Genomic DNA, 21,430 nt, shown 5'->3' with positions numbered 1-21,430 from the left:
ATGATCGAAGCTCTCTTAATGCTGCTCCAGGCTGATTACGTCCCGGCTTGCGACCAAGAAAAGGCCGACCAAGGCATTCAGCAAGAGATGAATATCTGCGCGCTCAATGACTTTCTTGCCGCCGATAAACAGCTCAACGAGCAATGGGCGATTACCTCAGCCGTGATGAAATCGCGCGATGAAAGCTGGAAGTCCGAATGGGATGAGCGCCCCGGGTATTTCGATAGTTTGCTCGCATCTCAGCGCGCTTGGCTGAAATATCGCGATGCGCATTGCCGGGTGGAGGGATATGCGGTGCGCGGTGGCTCGCTGGAGCCGCTGCTAGTGTCGACTTGTAAGACCAGCCTGACCGAAGCGCGAACACAGGAATTGCGCTCGCTTGCAGAGGAACCTGCATAAGACAACACCGCCGCCGTCTTGCTTGGCGCGGCACAAGACGGCATAGCGCCTGTCATTATTGTTCACGCCCGGGGGCCTACTTTGTTTTCCAAGATCCTGATTGCCAATCGCGGTGAAATCGCTTGCCGAGTTATCAAGACTGCGCGCCGGATGGGTATTGCGACGGTTGCCGTCTATTCCGATGCGGATGCGCGCGCGCCGTTTGTAAAAATGGCGGATGAGGCGGTCCATATTGGGCCTGCTCCGGCGGCGGAAAGCTATTTGATCCCGGAAAAAATCATCGCTGCGTGCAAGGAGACGGGAGCAGAGGCTGTGCATCCTGGCTATGGCTTTTTGTCTGAGCGAGCGAGCTTTGTCGAGGCGCTCGCTGCAGAGAACATCGCCTTTATCGGGCCGCCAGCTGGCGCGATCGCAGCGATGGGCGATAAGATCGAATCGAAGAAGCTCGCGATGGAAGCGGGTGTTAATGTGGTCCCCGGCTTTGTCGGTGAGATCGAAGACACTGAGCACGCCGTGCGTATCGCCAATGAGATCACTTATCCGGTGATGATGAAGGCCAGCGCTGGCGGCGGCGGCAAGGGCATGCGCCTCGCATGGTCTGAAAAGGACGTGCGAGAGGGGTTTGAAGCCACCAAGCGTGAGGGGCTCAACTCCTTCGGTGATGATCGCGTCTTCATCGAGAAATTCATTGAGAACCCGCGGCATATCGAAATCCAGATATTGGGCGATAGGCACGGCAACATCCTCTATCTGAACGAGCGTGAGTGCAGCATTCAACGCCGTCATCAAAAGGTTGTGGAAGAAGCGCCGTCGCCATTCGTTACGCCTAAAATGCGTAAAGTCATGGGCGAGCAATGCGTCGCGCTGTCGCGCGCGGTAGATTACCACTCAGCAGGTACGGTTGAACTGATCGTGAGCGGAGCGGACCCGACCGGTGAGAGCTTCTATTTCCTCGAAATGAACACCCGCTTGCAGGTCGAGCACCCGGTCACAGAAGCGATTACAGGTGTCGATTTGGTTGAACAGATGATCCGCGTTGCCGCTGGTGAGGAGCTGGCGATGACGCAGGATGACATCGGTATTGAAGGCTGGTCGATTGAGAACCGGGTCTATGCCGAAGACCCCTATCGCGGGTTCCTGCCCAGCACGGGGCGGTTGGTCGAATATCAACCTCCGCTTGCCGGGTGGACTGATGATGGCAGTGCCAATGGCCGCCGCGGCGTTGACGGCGTGCGGATCGATGACGGTGTCTATGAAGGCGGCGAGGTTTCGATGTTTTATGACCCAATGATCGCCAAGCTGATCACATGGGGCGAGACGCGCGATGAGGCGGCAGATAAGCAGATCAAAGCACTCGACAATTTCCGGCTCAAGGGGTTGGGGCACAATGTCGATTTTCTAAGCGCGATCATGCAGCATGATCGGTTCCGCTCTGGCGAGTTAACCACCGGCTTCATTGCGGAGGAATATCCCGATGGATTTACCGGTGCGCTCAGCTGATGATGCGCTCATGCGCCAGCTTGCCGCGCTGTTTGCCGGGGCTGAGTTCACCGAACGTGTCCGGGCTCAGCAGATTTCAGGACAAATGGCGCCACTACCCAATCCGCCCTCAGACTGGTCGGTGAAAATTGGCGATCGCTCATTTGATGTGCTGCTGGAAGAAGGCGGTGCAACCGTTGATCGTGTCGCAGTTCGCGGCACGTGGGACTGGGAAGTGGGCATGCGCTCTGCCGAGGTTACCGGCGAGAATGAGATCGGCATCCAGATCGAGCGCACCGGCGTACGCTGGCGGATCACGACACGCGGAGCATGGCATGATGCGCTGGTTCTACCGGCGAAAATTGCCCCGCTGGCTGAACATATGATCGAAAAGATCCCGCCCGATCTGTCAAAAATGCTGATTTGCCCAATGCCTGGGCTGCTCGTGAAACTGCATGTAGGCGAGGGCGACGAAGTGCAACCCGGACAACCACTGGCGACAGTTGAAGCGATGAAGATGGAAAACATCCTGCGTGCTGAAAAAGAAGGCACAATTGCGAAGGTCAATGCGGCCGAAGGCGAAAGCTTGGCAGTGGATGCAGTGATTCTTGAGCTTGAATAAAGCGTGATCGCTTTACACAATCAGGGTGTTGCATTTTAGGAAACTTACTGCCTCTTTTGCTTTCCTACGCAAGATTATTCCATTTTTATAAAACAAGTCTGGTTTAACTGTACCAATTTCGGACGCAGCACTTGTCGGAACACGACAATCTTTCGAATTTGCTGGCCAATTGGAATATTAGTGGCAAGCTTTTACCTCGTCCCGAATCAGCGGGGCCATTCGAGGGGTCGAAATGGCAAAGCAAGGCACAGGATTTTTTGATAGCAAAGGTCACTACTTTCGTTCGCCGGATGAGGCGACGTGTAGTGACTTGGCTGCTTTGCTTGGGCAAATTGGTGATGGCGAGAGCCTGGCGCCAGGGATTGCGCACACACTGCTGAAACGGCGCGCGGATATTGAGCGGCTGTTTACGGAGCATGATGCCATGCTGATTGAGCAAGAGCGGATCAAAGCTGCGCTAGAAGGCCTACCAGATAAAGTCTCAAAACTGCCTACGCGGGGCTGACCAGAGCCAGTCTCGCTTAATCATCGATAATTGCGACTGCGCGGATCCACGCCGCGCTCGCTCGTTCAATCTTCACTGGAAAACAGCTGAAGGTGAAGCCGTGCGAGGGCAGCGACTTTAAGTTCGTGAGCTTTTCAATCTGGTAATATGGCCGGATGCGGCCAGCCTTATGGCCTTCCCAAATGATCGAGGGATCCCGGCTCTCGGCCCAGCGCCTGGCTGTGTGACTGAACGGCGCATCCCAACTCCAGGCATCCGTGCCGACCACTTCAACGCCGCGCTGGGTGAGCCACAAAGTGGCCTCCGCGCCCAGTCCGACGCCCTGATCGGTGAAGTTGTCAGTGCCATACAATGCGCCTGATTGGATCAGCACAATGTCGAGCGGCTGAAGCTCGTATTCAATCTTGGCGAACGCTTCTTCCAATTCGGCGGCGCTCACAACGTGCCCATGTGGCAGGTATGAAAAATCAAGCTTCACGCCCGGACGCAAAAACCGATCTAACGGTGCCTCGTCGATGCTTGGAGCAGGGATGGCACCCTCATTCGTGGTTGAGTGGTAATGCCATGGCGCATCCATATGCGTGCCGTTATGCGTCGAAAGTTCCAGCATCTCGACCGCCCAGCCTTCGCCATCGGGCAGATCCGATTTTTCGAGGCCAGGGAAGAACATCGCGATCTGTTCCCAGGTGCTCTCATGCGTCATGTACTGGATCTTGGGTCGCATGACCTCAGGGTCGGAAATCACATCATTGGTGATCGGGATCGAGAGGTCGATAAATTGTGTCATGCAAGCTGCTCATCAAGGAACACAGCGACATCGGTCAGGTCGACATCGCGCGCGACAAAGGCTTCACCAATCGCATTGAGCAATAGGAACGGCAAAGTGCCGCCCGCCATCTTCTTGTCATGCCGCATATGATCGACGAGCTTTGCTCCGCCGCATGAGAGACCAAGTTCGCTGATTTCTGACCGAAGTCCGGCATTCACCAACGCCCGTTTGGCGCGGTCTGCATCCTGCATGGTGAAATGGCCTCTCCGCGCGGAATATCGGGCGGCCAAAACCATGCCAAGCGCGACGCCTTCGCCGTGGAGCAGTTCTTGTGAAAAGCCGGTTTCTGCCTCCAGCGCATGGCCAAAAGTGTGGCCAAGATTGAGCAGCGCGCGCCTGCCGGACAGCTCACGTTCGTCCTCGGCAACGATGCGCGCCTTGGCTCGGATGCTGGTGGCGATGGCATGGGTAAGGGCCTCTGGCTCGCGGGCGATCACCTTGGCCCCATTCGCCTCCAGCCAGTCAAAGAATTCTGCATCACCGAGGAGGCCGTATTTCAGCACCTCGGCATAGCCTGCACCCATCTCGCGCGGCGGCAAGGTGGCGAGTGTTTCGGGGTCGATCAGAACCGCATTGGGCTGATGAAAAGCCCCGATCAGGTTCTTTCCTGCGCCTGTGTTGATGGCGGTTTTGCCGCCGACCGAGCTGTCGACCTGAGCAAGCAGGGTGGTGGGAATTTGCACAAAGCCGCATCCGCGCTTCAGCACCGAGCAGGCAAAGCCAGTGAGGTCACCGATAACTCCGCCGCCGAGCGCAAACACATTGTCTCCGCGCTCTATGCCAAGCTCGAGCAGCCAATCGGTCAGTTTCTCAAGCACTGCCCAGCTTTTTGCGCCTTCGCCTGGCTCGACCACAAACCAGTCAGCGGCAAAGCCTGCCGATTGAAGCGAGCGTTCGATGGTTTCGCCGTAAATCCGCTTGGTGGCCGTATCGGCGACAAATGGCACCGCGCGCTGCGGTGCGTTTCCGGCTGCTGCATAGTTCTTGAAAAAGGGCGCAGCGGCGCTCGCAAAACTATTTAGCAGTCCGTGATCAATGGTGACATCGTAGCTGCGCCCGCCCAGCTCGACTGGAATTACATGCATTGGTCTATTGCCTCGATAATGCGGTGGGCCACGTCGCTATGCGGGCCGTCCATGCTTTGGACCCGGATTTGGGCCTGCGAGTAGAAGGGTTCGCGCTCATTATAAAGGCGCGTCAGAATTTCCTTTGGGTCTCCCGTGCGCAGTAGGGGCCGCGTGTTGCGCCGCGATGTGCGTGCCACCAGAGTGTCGATATCGCAATCGATCCAGGCCGCGATTGCTTTGTCCAAGATCAGCGCGCGGGTGTCATCATCGACGAAGGCCCCGCCGCCGGTTGCGATTACGCCAGAGTGTTCCTCCATCAGTCTCGCAATCACCCGCCGTTCTCCATCGCGAAAGTAAGCCTCGCCAAACTCGTCAAAAATCTCCGAGATTTTCCGCTGCGCTGCCTCTTCGATCGCATCATCGGCGTCGACAAAATCGCGCGACAGCATGCTGGCAAGCCTTCGGCCGACTGTGGATTTGCCAACGCCCATCAATCCGACCAGCACAATCGGGCGCGTGCTCTCGCGTTTTATGCGCGCAATCGCGGCTGCAAAATCATCGTGGTTTGTAATGGGCTGCTCAGTCATTGCCGCATGGCCTATAGATGGGGTAGGGCGCGTGCAATATGGCTCGCACACATGGCACGATTAGACCTATGGAGAAACCGGCAGGTCGCCCCGGTGGCGGCGGGCGCTGGAAATGGTATTTGATAGCGGTGATAATTGCGGTGATAGTGCTTGCCTGGGTTGATGGCGGTGAGGAACCGCTGCATCCGATTGTGCAAGAAATTGATGTGCCGGAGGCGCAGTGATGCATGGTTTGAAGATTACGCGCGGTGTTCCAGCGCATGCCGTTGGCAAGCGCACGCGTGTTGTCGCTGCGGCAATGGGCGCGGCCGTTCTGACGGGAGCGCTGGCCGCCGCCTACGCGGGGGCGCAGGATGCGCCTGAATCGCTGCTGCCGCCAGGGTTCGACGATCCGGCTCCTCCACCACCTCCGCCGCCTCCACCACCGCCTCCGGCTGGTGTAAGTCCAGGCGTACCGAGCGGCCCAGTGCCCTCTGGCCCGGTCGCGCCGCCACCACTGCCCGGAGGCGGCGACTTGCCGCCTGTGCCGAGCATTTCGAGCGATGCGCTAGGTGATTTGCCGACTGTTGCGGAACTCGAGGGCATGTCGACCGACGAGCTAGACGATCTGCTCGGGTTGAAGCCGCGTTATGATATTCCGCCTGCCGCTCGTCGCACTCTAACGCGGGTTGGCGTGCTGAACGAAGAAGAAGGCGGTTTGCCCACCGCGTCGCTGGCTAATCAGCCAGCCGGACTGGTGCGCGCAGCGATTGATGGGACCAAAGGACAATTGGTCTCGCGCTGGGGCCATATTTTGCTGCGCCGCGCTGCGGTGAGTCGTCTCCAGGCGCCAGACGGCATGAATCCGGTCGAATTTGCTGCCTTGCGTGCTGGCTTGCTCAATCGCCTGGGCGAATTCGCGGCGGCTCGCGCTTTGGTGCAGGATGTCGACACCGGAAATTGGAACACTCCACTCACGACGGCAGCCTTGCAATCTTATGTCGCCACATCGGATTTCGTTGGTGCGTGTCCAGCCGTGCGCTTGCAGGGGTCAGAGCGGGAAGATCCGCGCTGGGTCATGTGGCAGGCGATCTGCAACGCTTATGCGGGTGAAAGCGCTCTTGCTGGATCGCAGCTTGACCGTGCTCTCGACAATTCTATCGCGCCGGAAATCGATATCCTGCTGGCACGCCGATATGCTGGCGCAGCGGGGAGCGGCCGAAGGGCGGTCGATGTGGATTGGGAAGGGGTGGAAGACCTCAACCCATGGCGTTTTGCCTTGGCCAATGCGGTTGGTGAGGCCGTGCCAGAGGCTCTGATCGAGCAATCGGGCGCGTATTATCAGCGCGCAGCGGCAACCGGGCCAATGGTTCCGTTGGGGGAGCGGGCGAAATATGCCGCTCGCGCCAGCAGCGAAGGCATTTTATCCGCTTCGGCCATGGTTGGCCTCTACAGTCAGATTTACGCCGACGATAATATCACTGGCGAGGCCGCAGATACCGCAACCCGCCTGCGTGAGGCCTATGTGGGAGGCGATCCATCTGCGCGCTTGGCAGCGATGCAAACGATCTGGGGCGAGCCATCCGATGGCGGCGCGATTACGGATTACAGCGGCTATGTCATGACTGCTTATGCGGCCGCCCGTATGCCCGCGAGCAGCAGCCTGGCTGATCAATCGGGCGGGTTGATTGCATCTATGCTGGCCGCAGGGTTGGACCGTGATGCGCTCGCCTGGGCCGAAGTGGTGCCCGGCGGAAGCCTCGGCTGGGCGTTGATCGTGCTGTCACAGGCAGAACGCGGCGTGCCAGCTTCGTCCGATGATTTGGGCGAATTTGTTGGCAATGATACAAGCGCTCAACAGCGCAAATCGCAGTTTCTCATCGTCGGCCTTGCTGGTCTTGGCCGGATCAGCAGTGCTGATCAGTCGGACTATGAAGATGAGCTGAGCCTCGACCTAAACCGACAGAGCAAATGGGCTCGACTGATTGCTCGCGCTGGTGAGGTGGAGAATCAGGCTCTCGTTTCCTTGCTCGCGGGGCTAGGGATGCAAGGGTCAAGCTGGGAACAAATGACGCCGCGCCATCTCTATCATATTGTCTCTGCGCTGAACGCAGCAGGGCTTGACGCAGAGGCGCGTATGATCGCTGCGGAGGCGGTGGCGCGCGGCTGAGGCCGAGGCGCTGATACGATGTCAGCCGCTACAAAAGCCTTCCTTGATATGCTGGCGGCCGAACGCGGCGCGGCGCCCAACACTTTGTCTGCTTATGCGCGCGATTTGAGCGGCGCTGAGGAAGAGATTGGCGATCTGGCCAGGGTCAGCCGTGACAATGTCGCGCAGCTCGCCAGCGCTTGGACCAGCCTTGCGCCATCCACTGTCGCGCGCAAAACCTCAGCCGTTCGGCAATTCTTTGGATTTGCGTTGGACGAGGGGTGGCGTGAAGATGATCCATCAGGCGCTCTGCCTCAGCCGCGCACTCGGCGGCCTTTGCCCAAAGTGCTCTCGCATGACGATATCGCGGCATTGTTTGGCCGCGCCGAAATGGAGGCCGAGAGCGGCAAGCCTGACAAGGTGAGGCAATTGGCGTTGCTAGAACTGCTATATGGATCTGGGCTGCGCGCGACCGAGCTAGTCTCGCTCCCGCTCAGCGCGGTCCCGCGAGATGCGCCGTTGCTCACTGTCATGGGTAAAGGCGGGCAGGCGCGGATGGTTCCGATTAGTCAGCGCGCGCAGGAGGCTTTGTCCATGTGGCTGGAGGTGCGCCCGCAAGAGCCGAGGTACCTGTTTCCCTCGCGTAGCGGCAAACACCTTAGCCGGGTGAGGCTGTTCCAATTGCTGAAAGAGCTGGCGGCGCGCGCTGGACTCGACCCCAAGGGCATTAGTCCGCATGTTCTGCGCCACGCTTTTGCGACGCATCTGCTGGAAGGCGGGGCAGACCTGCGCGTGCTGCAAACATTGCTCGGCCATGCCGATATAGCGACCACTCAGATATACACGCATGTGGATGCAGCCAGGCTCGTAGCTCTGGTCAATTCGCGCCACCCGCTTGCCACCCGCAGCACATCGGACTAGCGCAATTTTATGACTGCTTACCTCGAATTTGAGAAACCCGTTGCCAAGCTTGACGAACGCATTGCCGAATTGCGCAGCGCGTCAGAAGGCGATGAAGTCGATATCGCGAGCGAGATTACGCGCCTTGAAGCCAAGAGCGCGGACCTGCTTGCAACGACTTATGCATCGCTGACACCTTGGCAAAAGACACAGGTTGCACGGCACCCCAATCGCCCGCATTTGCGCGACTATATCGAACATGTTTTTGATGATTTCGTGCCGCTGGGTGGAGATCGCTATTACGGCGATGATGATGCGATAATCGGCGGTTTTGCTCGGCTTAACGGCCGCCGGGTCATGCTGATCGGGCATGAAAAGGGACACAACACCGAAACCCGGATCAAGCACAATTTCGGCATGGGTAAGCCAGAAGGATATCGCAAGGCGATCCGTCTGATGGAGATGGCGGGACGATTTGGTCTACCTGTGGTGACTCTGGTCGATACATCGGGTGCGTTTCCCGGCGTTGAGGCGGAAGAACGCGGCCAAGCAGAAGCCATAGCGCGCTCGACAGAAGCGTGTTTGGCGTTGCTCGTCCCGATGGTTGCTGTGATCGTAGGTGAGGGCGGTTCCGGCGGCGCAGTCGCATTGGCCAGCGCTGAGCGGGTCCTGATGCTCGAACATGCGGTCTATTCTGTAATCTCGCCGGAAGGGTGCGCCTCGATCTTGTGGAGAACGGCGGATAAGGCGCCAGAAGCGGCTCAAGCGATGAAAGTGACGGCGCAGCATCTCAAGCGCCTTGGCGTGATCGATCGGATCGTAAAGGAGCCGGTTGGCGGCGCGCACCGTGATCCTGCAGCCACGGCGGCAAACCTTGGCAAGGCGATCAGTAAAGAACTTGATGCTATGGTCGAACTGCCGAGTGAAACTTTGATCCGAACGCGCGAGGAACGCTTTCTGCAAATGGGTGGTTAGCGCCGTCTCGGGCGGCATAATGCGCGCCCTTTTGCACGTATCGCGCGATGAGGAGGGGCCATGGGGCTTGCCCAACGCGTCGTTTTCCCGATATTCTCGTGCCAAGTCTGCGAACGCGGATGAAAGGGTGCAGCTTCTGGTGGGATGCTGCTTTTGAGGACCGGGAGAACCACTATGTCGCAGACAATTGCATCCAACATGAGAAGCGCGAACCTGCGCAGGATACGTTCGAGTCGAGCGTTGACTGTGACCATGGCCGCGCCCTTGGCATTGGCACTTTCAGGATGCCTGGGCGGGGCGCCAATCCCCTCTGCGTCAGCTCCAATCACTCAGACCGAAGCGCAGCAAGGCGCTGAATTCCATCCGCAATTGCTTGCCGAATTCGGTGGGGCGATGACCGGATCTCAGGCCGCCTATGTTGAACAGGTGGGCAAGAATATTGCGGTGCAATCGGGCCTCGGTAACGCTCGCGAAAGCTTTACAGTCAGCACTCTCAACAGCTCAGTAAACAATGCCTTTGCTGTGCCTGGTGGCTATATCTACACAACCCGTCAGCTGGTCAGCCTGATGAACAATGAGGCTGAATTGGCGGCCGTCTTGGGTCATGAGGTCGGCCATGTGGCTGCGCGTCATTCCCAACGACGCCAGCGAAACGCTCAGCGCAATCAGATCGGCGGTGTTCTTGGTGCTGTACTCTCCGGCGTACTTCTGGGTGATAGCCAGATTGGAAACACCGTCAGCCGCGGCTTTTTGCAGGGTTCGCAAATGCTTACCTTAAGCTTTTCTCGCAGCCAGGAATTGCAGGCGGATGAGCTGGGCATCGAATATCTTAGCCGAGCGGGTTATGACACGCGGGCTATGGGCACGGTTTTGGCCAGCCTAGCGGCGCAAAACTCGCTCGATGCGCGGCTTCAGGGACGCGGCGATGCGAAGGTACCTGCTTGGGCTTCGACTCACCCGGACCCAGCCAGCCGGGTTCAAACAGCCCTTTCAAAAGCAGGTCCGAACGTCGGTGGAACGACCAATCGCGATACTTTTTTGAATCGGATTGATGGTGTGATTTATGGCGATGATCCCGAGCAAGGGGTGATCGAAGGACGCCAGTTTATTCATCCGGAATTGCGGCTATCATTCACTGCGCCTCAGGGATTTTACATGGTCAATGGCTCGCGAGCGGTGAGTGTTAATGGCCAGGGCGGACAAGCTCAGCTGACGCTTGCACCCTATGCCGGTGATCTGAGTAGCTACATTCGCCAGCAATTTACCGCCTTGGGCGGTGAGGATCAGCAGCTTTCCCCTTCCAGTATCCAGCGCACCACCGTTAACGGAATTAGAGCCGCCTATGGGACGGCGCGGGTCAAAAACGGCAATTCTCAGGTTGATGTGGTTGTATTCGCCTATGAGTTTGCGACTGACCGGGCCTATCACTTCACGGCTATAACGCCTGCCGGGCGGGGCAATGCGTTTACGGCGATGTTCAATTCCATGCGGCAGAATCAGTTCAAGTGAAGCAAGCGCGGTGATCCCGCGGCGCATTGATGTGGTGACGGTTGGTCGAGGTGATTCGGTGCAATCGTTGAGCTAAGCGCATGGCTTACTCTGATGCTCAAGAAGCAAGGTTCCGAGTGCTTAACGCATTGGGCTCTGGTGAAGGGGTGCGGCCAGGACAGAAAGTGAAGCTGGTCGTTCGTGCACGCTAGGGCGTTGGAGTGCTAAAATCTATTGCCTGCTGCGGATGTTCGCAGATGTTTCGTCTTAGATTATTCGCAATTAGACATATTTGGGGCAAAAAAAAGCGGCGGGGGAAACCCCCGCCGCTTTCTTTTTCGATAAGTCTTTCGACTTAGCCGTCGTTGGCCATCGAAGTAGACACTTCAGAGAACGTGGTGTTCAGCTGAGAGCCGAGGCCTTGCATAGCGCCGATTGCGGCAACAGCGATAAGAGCTGCGATCAGACCGTACTCAATTGCGGTTGCGCCCTGCTCATCAGCGAAAAGTTTGTTAAAGAATTTCATTTGTAGTCTCCTGGTTCAGTCTTCGATACCCATGTCCACCCCGATTCGGAGTGGACCATGTCATGGCTAGTGGTTAGCTATTGAAAAAACCCTAATTCGCAGGCTTTCTAAAAGGTTAACCGCTCACAACATCTGTAACGGCAGTTTGAACGCGGCCCCAAAGCCCGGTGTTTTCATCCGCGACACCGCGGAGAGCACCTAAAATTGCGATCACAACCAAACTGACGATCAGACCGTATTCAACGGCTGTGGCACCATTTTCGTCGCTCCGAATTTTTCTCAGAGTTTTAAAGAAAAGCATGTTTCACATCCGTCGATTACGTTCTCGATGAACAGACAAATGGTCGCAGCGCGTTAAGAAAAGGTTGATGGCGGCCACAGAAATGGAAAAAATTCCGACATGATGATGAATTGGATACCTGTTGCTGCGGGCGCTTTAAGGGGCGCAGATGGTCTGTGGTTGATGCATCGACGACCTTTACAAAAGGCGCATGGAGGCCTGTGGGAATTTCCTGGCGGCAAGGTCGAATCGGCAGAAACCCCTAGGGATGCGTTGATTCGTGAGCTTCACGAAGAGCTCGGCATTGCGATCGAGCCAGAGGATTGCGCGCCTGCTGGCTTTGCTCAAGACGATGGACCGCCGCACGAAAGCCCGATTGTCATTCTTCTTTACACTATAGCCAAATGGCACGGTCTTCCCGCTGCATTGGAGGGTGGCGAGGTCGGTTGGTTCACGCCGCACCAAATCACTGAGCTTGATAAACCACCCCTAGATGTGATGCTGGCCAGGCAGCTTTTCAAAAAAGCATGACACTCTCACGCTAAAGGGATTGCCAAGCGCAGCCACCGCCCGTATGTGCCGCTCCTCCAGCGCACCCGTAGCTCAGCTGGATAGAGTACCTGACTACGAATCAGGGGGCCGGAGGTTCGAATCCTTCCGGGTGCGCCATGAAAAGGGACTGACCATCAGGTCGGTCCCTTTTTTGTTTCCGCTCTCGCAAATCGATGAATGCCAAAGGTTCGGCACTGATTCTGCGATCCTGCAATCCCAGCCCTAATGCCTCGCACTCTTGCAATCTTCACATTTGCAACGCCTCATATTTTGCGCAAAAGGTCTCTACGGGATCAGCCGAAGCAACAGAAAGCGATACGAATGAGCGACTTGCACGATCACGACATGGATCCCGACATGCCCATGGCGAAGCCTGATGTGCCTGATCATGTACAGGATGCGATCCGCACGCTGATCGAATGGTCGGGCGATGATCCCGCGCGTGAGGGCCTGATCGACACGCCGAAGCGGGTGGGGCGTGCATGGCTGGAATATTGTCAGGGCTATAAGGAAGACCCCGCGATCCATATGAGCCGAGTGTTCGAAGAGGTCGGCGGCTATGACGAGATTGTCATGCTGAAGGACATTCCGTTTCAATCGCACTGCGAGCATCACATGGCGCCGATCACCGGCAAGGCGGCGATTGCGTATCTTCCCAATAAGAAGGTCGTCGGCATCTCAAAGCTCGCCCGCGTGCTGCACGGTTATGCGCGCCGCTTGCAGATTCAGGAGCGGCTGACGGCAGAGGTCGCGGCCTGCATCTGGGACAATCTAGAGCCGCAGGGCGTGGCCGTCGTGATCGAGGCGCAGCATGGCTGCATGACCGGGCGCGGTGTGCGCACACCAGGTGTCGGCATGATCACCTCGCGGCTCTTGGGCTGTTTCCTGGAGGATCACCGCAGCCGCAAGGAAGTGATGGCTCTGATGGGCTATGGCTAGGCTTTAGCAAGACGGCGAGCCGCGCTGGAACGCATTTGCGTTTTTCAAATCTGTGACTTTTGCAAGAAAGCGCGTGTTTCCAGCGGTTTGCGCGCAAAATGCAACGTGACGTTGTGACTTTTGGGATTTGCGCGCGTTTGGCACGTTCTAAACGCGCGCAATAATGCCCCGCGCGCCGCAAACACGCAGCCGATATTGACTAACACTCACGATGAAAAAGAGCTTCGTCCTGACTAGCGCAAACGGCGCGAGTAGGAAATTCCAATTGCCCAAGCGACCAAATCTTCGACCTACAAGAATGACTATTGGATCATTCTGGGAATGAATACGCATTAGTCCGTAGGCTCTACTTGTAATTCGGCTCCAAAATGGCAGACTGCGAGGTGGATCGTAGTTTGGATTCGGGGGCTGAACACTGGGGGCATCGGCGAGGCGTTTCGCTTGCCGTTTCATCACATCTGCGATTGCGAATCGCGATTTGCCTCCATCGGCCGAGGATGGAGTAGAATTATGCGTTATACATTGATGGCAGCAGCGGCATTGGGAGCAATCGCCGTGGGAATGGGCTCAGCAGACACGGCGCGCGCCGATGATTGCTTGCTCGACCGCGACAACGATGGCGTCGTCGACGCTGCTACAGACAATGATGGCGGGGCAAATTCTGGCGACCAGGACGCTGCGCTTGCCTGCGGCGTTGGAGCGACGGCCACTGGAACGGCCTCGACTGCTGTGGGCGGAGCCTCGTCGGCTACTGCAAACAATGGGACCGCAATCGGTAGCAATGCCAGCGTCACAGGAATTGGCGGCGTAGCAATCGGCAAAGATGCGCTGGCGGACATTACCTCAGCTGGCGCCGTGGCAGTCGGTCAGGAATCATCGGTTGGCCAATCATCAGGCGTCGCGGTTGGTTTCAGAGCGAATAGTGGAGCTCCTGATGCTGTTGCGATTGGTTCGAATGCACAGGGTTTCGGCTTCTTTTCCGTCGCAGTAGGCCCAAGTGCGAGTGCAACTGGTGATAGTGCTGTGGCGCTAGGCAATGGCTCTGTTGCTAACGAAGCCAATACGGTTTCAGTTGGTAGCATTTCTCTTCAGCGTCGCATCGTAAATGTTGCGGCTGGAACCGCGACGACAGATGCGGTCAACTTTGGACAACTGAACGCCGCCATTGCCAGCGCTTCGGGAAGCGAATTTGTTGATGTAAACTCCACAGGCACCGCTGCAAACGCGACAGGAACTGATGCAATTGCTCTTGGGGCATCTTCTATAAGTTCGAACACCAGTACAGTGGCCATCGGCACGGCTGCCGCAGCTAGTGCCCAATTTGCCACGGCGATCGGTAGTCAGACGCAAGTCATCGCGAATGACGGGATTGCAATTGGTCGATCTGCTCTCGTCGAGGACTCGGATGGTATCGCGCTTGGCAGACAATCGGTCGCCCGAGATATAAATGGTATCGCGATCGGTGCACTTGCTTCTGCGGATGGCGTCAGTTCGATTGCAATTGGACAGGCAGCCAATGCGGCTGATGGATCAATCGCGACCGGTGAAAACGCGGAAGCGACCGGGTTTGGTGCGATTGCTTCTGGTATTTCAAGCGAAGCAAGCGGTTCCAGTTCGGTCGCGATCGGTTTTGATGCAACCGCGTCCACACAAAGTAGCGTAGCAGTTGGCGAACTAAGCAGCGTAACTGGTCAATCCTCGGTTGCCCTCGGTGCGTCCGCGGCTGTTTCAGGCACTCGCTCTGTCGCACTGGGCGCTGGCTCGAACACAGACCGAGACAGCGCCGTTTCGGTTGGCAGCACGGATTTTGGTGGCCAGCGGCAGATCGTCAATGTCGCAGCCGGTACGCAAGATACGGACGCGGTGAATTTGGCGCAGTTAAACTCCGCCATAGCCGATGTAAGCGCAAATGATTTTTTGGAAGTCAACTCTACAGGGACAGGAGCCACCGCCTTTGGTGTGGACGCCACGGCGATCGGCGTTGGTGCTAGTGCGGGTGGTTCACTTTCAATTGCGCTTGGCGCATCAGTGCTTGCTGGCGAAACAGGTTCGATTGTGGTCGGATCACAGGGCTCATCGACCAATCAATTTGGCACCGCTATTGGCTTCAGTGCAGATGCAACAGCTGATTTCGCGCAAGCCTTTGGGTCCTTCTCTGCCGCTAGCGGAGAGGCGGCCACAGCGGTTGGCGTAGGATCGAATGCCACAGGCGAAGGAGCCGCTGCGCTGGGTGAAGCGGCCCAAGCGACTGCCGCAGGCGCTATTGCCATCGGCGGTGACGGTGACGATGATGATACAGCTGGCCTCTTCGGCGCGCAGGCCATGGGCGTGAACTCGATTGCCCTTGGTGCGGATGCTGCGGCGAGAAGTGATAGCGCGACCGCTGTGGGGTCGGGTACGATTGCGATTGGTCAGGAGGCGTCTGTGTTTGGCGCAAGGGCGCGGACCAATGGCGCTCTGGCAACGGCTGTGGGTGCGCGTTCTGTCGCGACCTCAAACGGGACATCGGCCTTTGGGACGGGTTCTCAGGCGCGATCGCTCAATGCGACCGCGATCGGCAACTCAGCCCGCGTTGAGGGCGCTTTCTCGACCGGCATTGGGACTAGTGTGAACATCGCTGCGACAGCCAACTCAGCGGCTGCGGTTGGTTTTCAAGCCAATGTCAGCGGCAGCGCGGGTACAGCGGTGGGCAGCTCAAGCGAGGTGACCGCGCAATTTGGTACCGCTGTTGGCCGCGAGGCGAGCGTGACGCACAACAATTCGACCGCAGTTGGCTTTCAGGCAGCGTCCACTGCGAACAATCAGGTTGCGCTGGGCGGAGATGGATCCTCGGTGCGGATTGGCGACATTGATGCGAGTACAGCGGCGCAGGTTGGCCCCGTGGATGCAGTGACCGTCGACGCGAATGGCACGCTTGGCCGCCAGAGCGTTGCAACCGCCGCCTCGGTCGACAATGTCCGCCGCGCCCTCAACACCGTTTCACAAGTGGGAACCGCTCAGTTCGATGCACTGTCAGGACGGGTGCAAGACCTCAGCTTCCAACTCCAAGACCTCGATGAACGCACCAGCGGCGGTATCGCAGCGGCAGCCGCGCTTGGCAGTGCCATAGCCTTGCCGGACAAGGCCTTCACAATCGCAGGCAATGTCGCGACCTATCGTGGTCAGCAGGGCTTTGCTGCCAGCTTCACTGGCCGAGTGAATGACAGCTTTGCTATTGGCGCTGGGGTGGCTGGTAACACGGGTGATGGTGCCGTGGTCGCTCAGGCAGGCGTGGCCTTTGGGTTCTGAGTTAAATTGGCAGGTAAAACAAAAAAGGGCGCCTCTCGCGGGGCGCCCTTTCTACGTCTGGATCGGAAAGCTGATTACAGCTGGCCGAGCATATATTCTGCGCTGGAGACCTTGAATTCGCCGCCGTCTTCAACGTTCAGTTGCTCAACTACGCCGTCATTAACAACCATTGAGAAACGCTGTCCGCGCTTACCCATGCCAAATCCGCTGCCGTCCATGGTCAGGCCGACGGCGTTGGCAAAATCGGCATTGCCATCGGCCAGCATGGTGATGTCGCCGCTGCCTGCCGCATCGTTCCACGCGCCCATAACAAAGGCATCATTGACCGCTGTGCCGACGATTTCATCGACGCCTTTGGCTTTTAACTCTTCCACTTTGTCGACGAAGCCAGGCAGGTGCTTGGCCGAGCAGGTTGGCGTGAATGCGCCGGGCACGGAAAACAGCGCGACCTTCTTGCCCGCGAAATAGTCTGCGGCTTGAACTTGCTCTGGGCCCTCTGCGGTTGCCTTTACCAAAGCTACGTCTGGGAGCTTGTCCCCTACTGAAATCGTCATCGCGCTGTCCTTTATTGAAGAGTGAACTGTGACCCGTAATTTAATGCCCGTGCGGCCAGCTTCAAGCGCAATATGATGCTTAAGACGGCTTTACCGTTGTGGTTCAGCCTTCTGCAAAGGCAGATGGACCATGGTAGGTTGAAACGGGGTCGTACTCAGCTCATTTGAGAACAGGATGGATCCCATCCCCCGCGCCGGATTTATATCTGGTGCAAAGGGAGGCGGCTGTGCACGCCCCCGCACAGCCGCTCACTTCTCTCCGCTGTCGCCGCCGCCTACCGCGGTGTGCTCTTATCCGAGCCTTGGGTTCGCTGAAATCACATATAAAGATTACTTTATATTTGCTTGTCTAGCGGGTGGACGCTAGGGCGCACCGAACAATTTCACATTCCCCTAGGAGTCTCTCATGGCCACCGCAGCCGCTACTCAAGACTACATCGTTAAAGACATCGCGCTGGCGCAGTTTGGCCGCGACGAGATCCACATCGCTGAAACCGAAATGCCGGGCCTGATGGCTCTGCGCGAGGAATATGGTGCGGCGCAGCCGTTGAAGGGTGCGCGGATCACTGGATCGCTGCACATGACGATCCAAACCGCTGTTTTGATTGAGACATTGATCGCTCTGGGCGCGGAGGTGCGCTGGGCGACCTGCAACATCTTCTCGACGCAAGATCACGCCGCGGCAGCCATTGCTGATCAAGGCATTCCAGTGTTTGCGATTAAAGGCGAGACGCTGGCGGATTATTGGGATTATGTTGGCCGCATCTTCGATTGGTCGACAGATGCCGATCCAGACCTGACCGCCAACCTCATCCTCGATGATGGCGGTGATGCGACGATGTTCGCGCTATGGGGCGCGCGGATTGAAGCGGGCGAGGAAATGCCTGCTCCGGCGAACGCAGAAGAAATCGAATTCCAACGCGCTTTGAAAGCTTTCGTCGCGGCGAAGCCCGGCTATCTCACCAAGAGCGTGCAAGCCATCAAAGGTGTTTCTGAAGAGACCACGACTGGCGTTATGCGGCTGTATCAGATCGGTAAGCAGGGCAAGCTGCCATTCCCGGCGATTAACGTGAATGACAGCGTGACCAAGTCGAAGTTCGACAACCTTTATGGTTGTAAGGAATCGCTGGTCGATGCGATCCGCCGCGCAACCGACGTAATGCTGGCCGGTAAGGTTGCCTGCGTCGCTGGCTACGGCGATGTTGGTAAGGGTTCGGCCGCGTCTTTGCGTGATGGCGGCGCCCGCGTGATGGTGACCGAAATCGATCCGATCTGCGCCTTGCAGGCGGCAATGGACGGCTACGAAGTTGTGTCCATGGAAGAGGGTGCAAAGCGCGCCGATATCTTCGTGACGGCAACCGGCAATGAAGACGTGATCACCGGGGAGCACATGAAGCTGATGAAGAACATGGCGATCGTGTGCAACATCGGCCACTTCGACAGCGAGATCCAGATTTCCGCGCTCGACAATTACGATTGGAAAGAAATCAAAGAAGGCACCGATATGGTGACCATGCCGGATGGCAAATCTCTCCTGATCCTGGCCAAGGGTCGCCTCGTAAATCTCGGCTGTGCCACCGGTCACCCAAGCTTTGTGATGAGCGCGAGCTTCACCAACCAGACGCTCGCTCAGATCGAACTCTACACGAAAGCGGACGAGTATAAGAACGAGGTCTATGTCCTGCCGAAGCACTTGGACGAGAAGGTCGCGGCGCTTCATCTTGAAAAGCTTGGCGTGCAGCTTTCACAGCTGAGCCAGAAGCAAGCGGATTACATCGGCGTGCCGAAAGACGGCCCGTTCAAGCCGGATCACTACCGCTACTAAGACGTGCAAACTCTCTCGGGTCAGCCCGAGCGCGGTTCAAGCCCTCGCAGAAGTGCAATTCTGCGGGGGCTTTTTGCATGCCGCTGCTTGCAAGATTGCGGCCCTCCGCATAGCTGGGTTGCATCGGCAGTTTCTCTAGGACGCAATGGAATTTTCTCCCACCGCTTTGGCTCTGATTGGCCTCGTGCTCGCCGCATGGACGGTGGGCGCTGCGGTGCTGATGCTGCGCGCCTCTGGCCAGAGCCAGCTGGACCGGCACTTTGCAGACCTCGCTGCGGCGGATGCAGCGCATGCTCGATGTTGCTCCGGCGGTTCCTTTGCTGGTGCGGGTCGATGGCCGGATTGAGGCACCAGAACGGCTTGCGCGGTGGTTTGGGCTGGAGACCATGCCCAAGTTCCTTAGTGAGCTGGACGGCGGCGAGGGCGCGGGACTGTCGGCTGAGCAATTGGCTGACCTGTCGGAGAAAGTGCGCCGGACGCAGAAGAGCGCGGCCCCGTTTCACATCACGCTAAAGCCGCCAGGCTCCGGTCGCAGCCTATCGCTGCAAGGGGCCTTGGCCGATCCGCAGGTGTCACCAGGCGGCGCGGCCTTGGTCTGGGTGTTCGACTTTTCCGAAAGCCAGCAGGAATTGCACCGGCTGCGCGGCGCGGCGGCGCGGGCAGAGAGCGATTTTGCCGCGCTGATCGGCCTGATAGAGGCCGCACCTATGCCGATGTGGTTCCGCGGCGATGATATGAAGCTGCAGCTCGTGAATCAGGCCTATGTTGATGCGGTCGCGGCGAGTGATGCCAATGATGTCGTCAAACAGCAGCTGGAATTGATCGAGCCGGTTGATGGTGAAGCGCCATCAGAGATCGCGAGCAAAGCGCTGAGCGAGCAGGGCAAGATTGAGCGGACCGTGCCCGCAACCATTCATGGCCAGCGTCGCACCATGCGGGTCAGCGATCTGCCGCTCGGCACAGAAGGCGTTGCAGGCTATGCCATCGACATTGAAGAGCAGGAGCAGGAGCGGCGCGAGTTCAGCGCCTACCGTGATGCTCAGCGCTCCATGCTCGATCAGCTATCCGCCGGGGTCGCTCTGTTCGATGCGAGCGAGCGCCTAACCTTTGCCAATCTGCCGCTTCGGCGTCTGTTTGAACTCACTGAAGGTTCGCTTGACGGCTCGATTTCCTTCGACCGTTTCCTGACCGATGCGCGTGAGCGCAAGTTGACCCCGGAGGTGCGCGACTTCCCGGAATGGCGGCGCGAGCACGCCACATGGTTTGAAGCGGCGGAGACGCAGGAGGAGGCCTGGCCTCTGCCGGGCGGCACGCATTTGCGGATCGTGGCTCAGCCTATGCCGGACGGCGGGCTGGTGATGATTGCGGAGGACCGCACCGAGCAGCTCTCGCTATCGGCGACGCGTGACACCCTGCTGCGTACACGGGCGGCGACACTCGACAGCCTGTTTGAAGCGCTGGCAATCTTTGCGCCCGATGGCTCTTTGCAATTGTGGAACCGCAGCTTTGCCGGGACATGGGGCCTCACCAGCGAGTTTCTGGATACGCACCCCAGCGCAGAGGCGCTAATCGAGGCCATCGGAGAGAATCTCGCGAAGCGCGGACAGGCGCAATCGATCAGCGCGGTGGTGCGCGCGGCGACGCTGGATCGTCAGGAAAAGGGCGGACGAATTGCTCTGAAAGACGGGCGCACATTGGAATTTGCCGGTGTGCCGCTGCCTGATGGCAATGGCTTGCTGACGGTGCTGGATATCACCGCGTCAGAAAATGCAGAGCGCGCGCTACGCGAACGCAATGTTGCCTTGGAAGAGGCCGATACGGTGAAGGCGCGTTTCCTCGCCAATATGTCCTACGAATTCCGCACTCCGCTGACCTCGATTGGCGGCTTTGCCGAACTGATCAAGAGCGGCGCAGCGGGCGAAGTTAGCGAGCAGATGGGCGAATATGTCGACGCGATTATCGACTCGGTTGGCCGCCTGACTGATCAGGTTGAGAACGTGCTCGACCTCTCGCAAAGCGAAGCAGGCCTGATGCCGATCAGCAAAGAGGACGTCGATCTCTTGCCGTTTTTGACCGCACTGGTGCGAGAGCGCGAGACTGCGATCGTCGCCGCTGGACTGGGCCTCGATCTGCGCGGCAAGAAAGGCTGCGTGGTTCAGGCCGATCCAAGGCAATTGGGACGTGCGCTTGGCAATCTGCTCGATAATGCCATTGCCGGCACGCCGGAGGACGGAAAAATCCTGATCAACATCGCGGCCAAGGGGCAGGGCGCAGAGATTGCGATTTCCGACAATGGCCGGGGCATGAGCTCAGAAGAGCTGGCCCGCGCGCTGGGCACAGCGGGTGCCGATGATGAAAAACGTCAGGGACTTGGCATTCCGCTCGCCCGGCAATTGATTGAAGCGCACGGCGGCACTTTCGATCTGCAAAGCGAAGAGGGCGCAGGCACCGCTGCGATCATCCACTTACCGTGAGGGCGCGGCGATG

General features: G+C 58.1%; 18 protein-coding genes, 1 tRNA gene and 2 pseudogenes. 15 read left to right on the top strand and 6 right to left on the bottom strand.

Features of this window, described 5'->3' with window-relative positions:
- From AC0V6Z_RS14185 to AC0V6Z_RS14175, 3 genes and pseudogenes are all read left to right on the top strand, one after another.
- Positions 1 to 399, top strand: a complete 399-nt coding sequence (locus AC0V6Z_RS14185; protein ID WP_472639071.1) for a lysozyme inhibitor LprI family protein — start codon at positions 1 to 3, stop codon at positions 397 to 399.
- Between the two features lie 81 nt (positions 400 to 480).
- A pseudogene (locus AC0V6Z_RS14180) lies at positions 481 to 2,500 on the top strand (ATP-binding protein).
- A gap of 232 nt (positions 2,501 to 2,732) precedes the next feature.
- Positions 2,733 to 3,005 carry a hypothetical protein gene (locus AC0V6Z_RS14175; RefSeq protein ID WP_472639070.1) on the top strand — a complete coding sequence of 91 codons (273 nt, stop codon included), beginning with the start codon at positions 2,733 to 2,735 and terminating at the stop codon, positions 3,003 to 3,005.
- A 16-nt stretch (positions 3,006 to 3,021) separates the two neighbouring features.
- On the opposite strand, the gene AC0V6Z_RS14170 is transcribed toward AC0V6Z_RS14175, so the two are convergent.
- From AC0V6Z_RS14170 to AC0V6Z_RS14160, 3 genes are read right to left on the bottom strand one after another with little or no spacing between them, the layout of a single operon-like run.
- On the bottom strand, positions 3,022 to 3,792 hold the full coding sequence (locus AC0V6Z_RS14170; RefSeq protein ID WP_472639069.1) for a cyclase family protein: 771 nt from the start codon (positions 3,790 to 3,792) through the stop codon (positions 3,022 to 3,024).
- A complete protein-coding gene (gene aroB / locus AC0V6Z_RS14165) occupies positions 3,789 to 4,919 on the bottom strand; it encodes a 3-dehydroquinate synthase (protein WP_472639068.1) in 1,131 nt (376 codons plus the stop codon). The genes AC0V6Z_RS14170 and aroB overlap by 4 nt, the downstream gene beginning before the upstream one ends.
- Positions 4,910 to 5,488 carry a shikimate kinase gene (locus tag AC0V6Z_RS14160; RefSeq protein WP_472639067.1) on the bottom strand — a complete coding sequence of 193 codons (579 nt, stop codon included), beginning with the start codon at positions 5,486 to 5,488 and terminating at the stop codon, positions 4,910 to 4,912. The genes aroB and AC0V6Z_RS14160 overlap by 10 nt, the downstream gene beginning before the upstream one ends.
- Positions 5,489 to 5,526: 38 nt before the next feature.
- Between AC0V6Z_RS14160 and AC0V6Z_RS14155 the strand changes: the two genes are divergently transcribed.
- The 5 genes and pseudogenes from AC0V6Z_RS14155 to AC0V6Z_RS14135 all read left to right on the top strand — a co-directional run bounded on the left by AC0V6Z_RS14155 (position 5,527) and on the right by AC0V6Z_RS14135 (position 11,191).
- The gene (locus tag AC0V6Z_RS14155; protein ID WP_472639066.1) at positions 5,527 to 5,712 is read left to right on the top strand and encodes a hypothetical protein; all 186 of its coding nucleotides are present in this window, start codon (positions 5,527 to 5,529) and stop codon (positions 5,710 to 5,712) included.
- Positions 5,712 to 7,637, top strand: coding sequence for a hypothetical protein (locus tag AC0V6Z_RS14150; RefSeq protein WP_472639065.1), 1,926 nt, complete (start codon positions 5,712 to 5,714; stop codon positions 7,635 to 7,637). The genes AC0V6Z_RS14155 and AC0V6Z_RS14150 overlap by 1 nt, the downstream gene beginning before the upstream one ends.
- A gap of 18 nt (positions 7,638 to 7,655) precedes the next feature.
- Positions 7,656 to 8,537, top strand: a complete 882-nt coding sequence (locus AC0V6Z_RS14145) for a tyrosine recombinase (RefSeq protein ID WP_472639064.1) — start codon at positions 7,656 to 7,658, stop codon at positions 8,535 to 8,537.
- 9 nt (positions 8,538 to 8,546) lie between these two features.
- The gene (locus AC0V6Z_RS14140) at positions 8,547 to 9,491 is read left to right on the top strand and encodes an acetyl-CoA carboxylase carboxyltransferase subunit alpha (RefSeq protein WP_472639063.1); all 945 of its coding nucleotides are present in this window, start codon (positions 8,547 to 8,549) and stop codon (positions 9,489 to 9,491) included.
- Positions 9,492 to 9,743: 252 nt separating this feature from the next.
- Positions 9,744 to 11,191, top strand: a pseudogene (locus tag AC0V6Z_RS14135) (M48 family metalloprotease).
- A 143-nt stretch (positions 11,192 to 11,334) separates the two neighbouring features.
- Here the strand turns inward: AC0V6Z_RS14135 and AC0V6Z_RS14130 are convergent.
- Both AC0V6Z_RS14130 and AC0V6Z_RS14125 read right to left on the bottom strand, forming a co-directional pair.
- On the bottom strand, positions 11,335 to 11,505 hold the full coding sequence (locus AC0V6Z_RS14130) for a Flp family type IVb pilin (protein ID WP_472639062.1): 171 nt from the start codon (positions 11,503 to 11,505) through the stop codon (positions 11,335 to 11,337).
- Positions 11,506 to 11,620: 115 nt separating this feature from the next.
- Positions 11,621 to 11,806 carry a Flp family type IVb pilin gene (locus AC0V6Z_RS14125; RefSeq protein WP_472639061.1) on the bottom strand — a complete coding sequence of 62 codons (186 nt, stop codon included), beginning with the start codon at positions 11,804 to 11,806 and terminating at the stop codon, positions 11,621 to 11,623.
- A 99-nt stretch (positions 11,807 to 11,905) separates the two neighbouring features.
- Here AC0V6Z_RS14125 and AC0V6Z_RS14120 point away from each other — a divergent pair, with 99 nt between their 5' ends.
- The 4 genes from AC0V6Z_RS14120 (at position 11,906) to AC0V6Z_RS14105 (ending at position 16,564) form a co-directional block, all read left to right on the top strand.
- Complete coding sequence (locus tag AC0V6Z_RS14120; protein WP_472639060.1) at positions 11,906 to 12,316, top strand: NUDIX domain-containing protein; 411 nt, start codon at positions 11,906 to 11,908, stop codon at positions 12,314 to 12,316.
- Positions 12,317 to 12,377: 61 nt separating this feature from the next.
- Positions 12,378 to 12,454, top strand: a tRNA-Arg gene (locus AC0V6Z_RS14115).
- Between the two features lie 204 nt (positions 12,455 to 12,658).
- Positions 12,659 to 13,276, top strand: coding sequence for a GTP cyclohydrolase I FolE (gene folE, locus AC0V6Z_RS14110; protein WP_472639059.1), 618 nt, complete (start codon positions 12,659 to 12,661; stop codon positions 13,274 to 13,276).
- A 510-nt stretch (positions 13,277 to 13,786) separates the two neighbouring features.
- Positions 13,787 to 16,564: a hypothetical protein gene (locus AC0V6Z_RS14105; protein WP_472639058.1), complete on the top strand. Its 2,778-nt coding sequence runs from the start codon at positions 13,787 to 13,789 to the stop codon at positions 16,562 to 16,564.
- A 74-nt stretch (positions 16,565 to 16,638) separates the two neighbouring features.
- Here the strand turns inward: AC0V6Z_RS14105 and AC0V6Z_RS14100 are convergent, their stop codons facing one another.
- Positions 16,639 to 17,118, bottom strand: coding sequence for a peroxiredoxin (locus AC0V6Z_RS14100; RefSeq protein WP_472639057.1), 480 nt, complete (start codon positions 17,116 to 17,118; stop codon positions 16,639 to 16,641).
- Positions 17,119 to 17,524: 406 nt separating this feature from the next.
- Between AC0V6Z_RS14100 and ahcY the strand changes: the two genes are divergently transcribed.
- The 3 genes from ahcY to AC0V6Z_RS14085 all read left to right on the top strand — a co-directional run bounded on the left by ahcY (position 17,525) and on the right by AC0V6Z_RS14085 (position 21,417).
- Complete coding sequence (ahcY, locus tag AC0V6Z_RS14095; RefSeq protein ID WP_472639056.1) at positions 17,525 to 18,943, top strand: adenosylhomocysteinase; 1,419 nt, start codon at positions 17,525 to 17,527, stop codon at positions 18,941 to 18,943.
- A gap of 145 nt (positions 18,944 to 19,088) precedes the next feature.
- Positions 19,089 to 19,289, top strand: a complete 201-nt coding sequence (locus AC0V6Z_RS14090; RefSeq protein ID WP_472639055.1) for a hypothetical protein — start codon at positions 19,089 to 19,091, stop codon at positions 19,287 to 19,289.
- On the top strand, positions 19,234 to 21,417 hold the full coding sequence (locus AC0V6Z_RS14085) for a sensor histidine kinase (RefSeq protein WP_472639054.1): 2,184 nt from the start codon (positions 19,234 to 19,236) through the stop codon (positions 21,415 to 21,417). Before AC0V6Z_RS14090 ends, AC0V6Z_RS14085 begins: the two co-directional genes overlap by 56 nt.
- Positions 21,418 to 21,430: the final 13 nt, after the last annotated feature.

It is taken from the genome of Erythrobacter sp. SN6-5, assembly GCF_057364945.1.
Note: the sequence above shows the minus strand (reverse complement) of the source record. Positions and strands in the feature narration are given on the sequence as shown.

Excerpts from the sequence above, each read along its gene's own strand:
- AC0V6Z_RS14185 (WP_472639071.1), top strand. The coding sequence starts at position 1 with ATGATCGAAGCTCTCTTAATGCTGCTCCAGGCTGATTACGTCCCGGCT.
- AC0V6Z_RS14175 (WP_472639070.1), top strand. The coding sequence starts at position 2,733 with ATGGCAAAGCAAGGCACAGGATTTTTTGATAGCAAAGGTCACTACTTT.
- AC0V6Z_RS14170 (WP_472639069.1), bottom strand. The coding sequence starts at position 3,792 with ATGACACAATTTATCGACCTCTCGATCCCGATCACCAATGATGTGATT.
- aroB (WP_472639068.1), bottom strand. The coding sequence starts at position 4,919 with ATGCATGTAATTCCAGTCGAGCTGGGCGGGCGCAGCTACGATGTCACC.
- AC0V6Z_RS14160 (WP_472639067.1), bottom strand. The coding sequence starts at position 5,488 with ATGACTGAGCAGCCCATTACAAACCACGATGATTTTGCAGCCGCGATT.
- AC0V6Z_RS14155 (WP_472639066.1), top strand. The coding sequence starts at position 5,527 with ATGGCTCGCACACATGGCACGATTAGACCTATGGAGAAACCGGCAGGT.
- AC0V6Z_RS14150 (WP_472639065.1), top strand. The coding sequence starts at position 5,712 with ATGCATGGTTTGAAGATTACGCGCGGTGTTCCAGCGCATGCCGTTGGC.
- AC0V6Z_RS14145 (WP_472639064.1), top strand. The coding sequence starts at position 7,656 with ATGTCAGCCGCTACAAAAGCCTTCCTTGATATGCTGGCGGCCGAACGC.
- AC0V6Z_RS14140 (WP_472639063.1), top strand. The coding sequence starts at position 8,547 with ATGACTGCTTACCTCGAATTTGAGAAACCCGTTGCCAAGCTTGACGAA.
- AC0V6Z_RS14130 (WP_472639062.1), bottom strand. The coding sequence starts at position 11,505 with ATGAAATTCTTTAACAAACTTTTCGCTGATGAGCAGGGCGCAACCGCA.
- AC0V6Z_RS14125 (WP_472639061.1), bottom strand. The coding sequence starts at position 11,806 with ATGCTTTTCTTTAAAACTCTGAGAAAAATTCGGAGCGACGAAAATGGT.
- AC0V6Z_RS14120 (WP_472639060.1), top strand. The coding sequence starts at position 11,906 with ATGATGATGAATTGGATACCTGTTGCTGCGGGCGCTTTAAGGGGCGCA.
- folE (WP_472639059.1), top strand. The coding sequence starts at position 12,659 with ATGAGCGACTTGCACGATCACGACATGGATCCCGACATGCCCATGGCG.
- AC0V6Z_RS14105 (WP_472639058.1), top strand. The coding sequence starts at position 13,787 with ATGCGTTATACATTGATGGCAGCAGCGGCATTGGGAGCAATCGCCGTG.
- AC0V6Z_RS14100 (WP_472639057.1), bottom strand. The coding sequence starts at position 17,118 with ATGACGATTTCAGTAGGGGACAAGCTCCCAGACGTAGCTTTGGTAAAG.
- ahcY (WP_472639056.1), top strand. The coding sequence starts at position 17,525 with ATGGCCACCGCAGCCGCTACTCAAGACTACATCGTTAAAGACATCGCG.
- AC0V6Z_RS14090 (WP_472639055.1), top strand. The coding sequence starts at position 19,089 with ATGGAATTTTCTCCCACCGCTTTGGCTCTGATTGGCCTCGTGCTCGCC.
- AC0V6Z_RS14085 (WP_472639054.1), top strand. The coding sequence starts at position 19,234 with ATGCTCGATGTTGCTCCGGCGGTTCCTTTGCTGGTGCGGGTCGATGGC.